Source organism: Congregibacter sp. (assembly GCF_045107095.1).
Lineage (GTDB): Bacteria > Pseudomonadota > Gammaproteobacteria > Pseudomonadales > Halieaceae > Congregibacter.
On record NZ_JBGCFU010000025.1, the window covers coordinates 1 to 3,213 of the forward strand.

The 3,213-nt window shown below is 54.8% G+C and carries 3 protein-coding genes; 1 reads left to right on the top strand and 2 read right to left on the bottom strand.

The window, feature by feature from the left end; all coding sequences use genetic code 11:
* Positions 1-1,313: HlyD family type I secretion periplasmic adaptor subunit (locus tag AB8B76_RS05040; protein WP_405270880.1), on the top strand; the 1,313-nt coding region annotated here is incomplete at its 5' end.
* Positions 1,314-1,346: 33 nt separating this feature from the next.
* Here AB8B76_RS05040 and AB8B76_RS05045 read toward each other — a convergent pair.
* Together AB8B76_RS05045 and modC are read right to left on the bottom strand one after the other, a co-directional pair.
* Positions 1,347-2,327 carry a serine/threonine protein kinase gene (locus AB8B76_RS05045; protein ID WP_405270882.1) on the bottom strand — a complete coding sequence of 327 codons (981 nt, stop codon included), beginning with the start codon at positions 2,325-2,327 and terminating at the stop codon, positions 1,347-1,349.
* The coding region (modC, locus tag AB8B76_RS05050) for a molybdenum ABC transporter ATP-binding protein (RefSeq protein ID WP_405270884.1) at positions 2,324-3,213 on the bottom strand (890 nt) is incomplete at its 5' end. The genes modC and AB8B76_RS05045, both read right to left, overlap by 4 nt.

The window sequence follows — 3,213 nt, forward strand, 5'->3', positions numbered from 1 at the left end:
ACGCCTACGGAGCGTCTGGCATGAATAACGATGCAAAACTCGGTCGTTACATCGCGCTGGGGCTTTTGGTGTTTGTGCTGTTTTTTGGCATCTTCGGCGGATGGGCAATCTTCAGTCGTTTGGCCAGCGCTGCTATTGCACCGGGAGAGATTGACTTTGATACCGACCGGCAAAGTGTTCAACACCTTGAAGGTGGCATCGTTGCCGAGATTCTCGTGTCGGATGGAGATATCGTATCCCCCGGTGATGTCTTGCTCCGGCTGGATCGTACCCAGCCCCAGTCCGTCTTTGAGCAGGTAAAGGCGCGCTACTACACTTTGCTGGCAAGCGAGGCACGTCTTATTGCCGAGCGCGACAAATTGGAGTCAATTGCCTTTCCTGGGTTACTGGACGATCCCGAGTTTGCCGAGAGTGCGGCGAACATCCGCCAGAGCGAAGAGCGCCTGTTTGTTACGCGCAGACAGAACCTTGCGCAGCAAAAGCAGATCATAGGCCAACGTATTCGTCAGCTGGAGGAAGAGATTCTGGGGCTCCGTGAAGAGATAGGCAGCCAGGATCGACAGATTTCTTTGCTGAGCGACGAAAGTGTCAGCATGGAGTCCCTCTATGAACGCAAGTTAGTGGGCAAGCAACAAATGCTTGCCCTTCAGCGCCAAACGGCAGAACTCGAAGGTGAGCGCAGTCGCAGCAAAGCCGCGATTGCTCGCGCCCAGCAGAGTATCAGCGAGGAAGAGCTGCGAATCATTGATCTGGAGACCGAGCGCAATGGCGATATCTTGGCGGAGCTTAGAGAGATTCAGGCGGAGGCGTTAGAGGTAAACGAGCGTTTGTCCGCGGCACAGGATGTACTCAAGCGAACAGAAATCTTCGCGCCCATTCAGGGCACCATTGTAGACCTGAGCGTCACGACTATCGGTGGCGTGATTGCTTCGCGACAGCCCCTGATGGATATCGTGCCTTCGGACGAGGAGTTATTAGTCAAAGCGCGGCTGAATCCTCAAGATATTGATGTTGTGCGCGCTGGGCAAACCGCGATGGTGCGCCTTACCGCCTTTAGTCAGCGGAATCGCCAGCCACTGGAGGGGAAGGTTGCTTCAGTCTCGGCCGACAGCCTCACTGACGAGGTGACTGGTGCGCCGTACTATTTAGCGCGCGTTTCGTTGCCAGATTTTGCCGATACGGACTATGCCGATGGAGAGTTGTATCCAGGTATGCAGGCGGAAGTCATGATTCAGGTCGGGGCGCGCTCACCGCTAGATTATCTGGTACAGCCTATCCGCGAGAGTATGAACCGGGCACTGCGCGAAGACTGACCGCCGCATCGTTTGGCTATGGCTTAGATTCCGTCATAGCAAACGCAACACCGGTTCCTGCAGCCGCGAGAATTGTTCCCGTAGCTCCAGAATATGATCTGACCAATAGCGCTCGGAGTTAAACCAAGGGAAGGCTTTAGGAAAAGCCGGGTCGTCCCAGCGCCGTGCAAGCCATGCCGCGTAGCGAATAATCCGCAGCGTTCGCAGTGTTTCTATCCAATGTAATTCCTTGGGGTCGAACTCAAAGAATTCCTCGTAGCCGGCTATGACTTCGCCCAATTGTATTTCTTGTTCATGAGGTTCGCCGGACAAAAACATCCACAGGTCCTGAATGGCCGGCGCGGTCATGCAGTCGTCCAGATCCACAAAGTTTGCGGTGTCGTCGCGCCAGAGAATGTTGCCGCCGTGGCAATCGCCGTGTATGCGAATACCTGCCCCCGATTCCATCTGTGCGATCTTGGGTGCCAATTCCCGTTCCAAATCATCAAGCAGCGTTACGTACGCGGTCTTAAGTTCTGCTGGTATGAAGTTCTCTGGCAGTAAATTGCGACTCTCATCGATGATTGCCTGTCCTTCCAAGCGCGGACGATAGCTAAAGGGCTTTGTAGCGCCAATGGCGTGGATACGCCCCAGCGTCCTACCGAGCACAAGCAGGTTGTCGAGATTGTCAAACTCCGGCGCATGTCCGCCGCGTCGTGGAAACAACGTGTACAGCAGCTCGCCCCAACGATGGACGGTTTCTCCATTCTCAGAGATGATCGGTGCTACGACGGGTATCTCCGCATCTACAAGTTCTTCGCTAAAACTATGCTCTTCGCGCAGTTGATCCTCGGTCCAGCGTCCAGGGCGATAGAACTTTACGATGACCGGTGTTTCGTCTTCTATACCGACTTGGTAAACGCGATTCTCGTAGCTGTTGAGGGCGAGGAGTCGTGCATCGCTGACAAAGCCGGCTGCCTCTACCGCGTCGATGATTGCGTCGGGAGTAAGGACATCAAAAGGGTGGCTACTCATCGCGCGTCGCCCAGTAAGGCGGTGCTTTTTATTTGCGCGAACAACTGGTCGCCCGTCCGAAGCTTGAGATCTTCCTGAGACCGGCGGGTAATTCGCGCCAGTAGACACTGCTCTGACAACTGCAGCCGCAGCAGGCAATGGGCTTTTGACAACTGCCTGATTTCCACAAGCGTTACGGGCAATATGTTTTGAATGCTTGTATCTGTTGGTCGCTCGCGGCAGACGCTCACATCCCTCGCGGGCACACGTAATCGGCGAGTGCTGCCATGATGCTCATCCCCTGCAACCCAGAGAGACTGACCGTCGACTCGCAGTTCGGTGAGTCCAAAATCCGAGTCAGTAGCAAACACCTCCACCGATAGCAGGCTGGCGGCAGCCTCATCTTCGGCAAGCTGTGTATCCAGTTTGCTTGCCAGCTCCAGCAGCGGTCCTTGCTCCACTATCTTGCCATTATCAATGAGGAGGATTTGATCAGCGATAGTGCTGACTTCTTCGATGTGATGACTGACATAAATGATGGGCAGATCCCTTTCCTGATGAATACGCGCAAGGCAGGCCAGGCATTGTGAAGCCGCAGCTTTATCAAGGTTTGCCAGCGGTTCATCAAGGAGCAGCAGTTGTGGGTCACGCATGAGCGCGCGGGCAATCGCAACGCGGGCTTGTTGGCCCGCGGATAGGGTTTCTGGGAGTCGATCCATCAATGGCTCAATGTTCATCCAGCCTGCAATTTCATCACCGTTGGTTGGCGTCGAAGCATGCTTTGCCGCGAATGCCAGATTCTGAGCGACCGTCATATGCGGGAACAATCGCGCATCCTGAAAAACATAACCTACGGATCTCTCCCAGGGTGTGGTGTGTCGTCTGCCGTCTTGCCATGTCTCTTTGT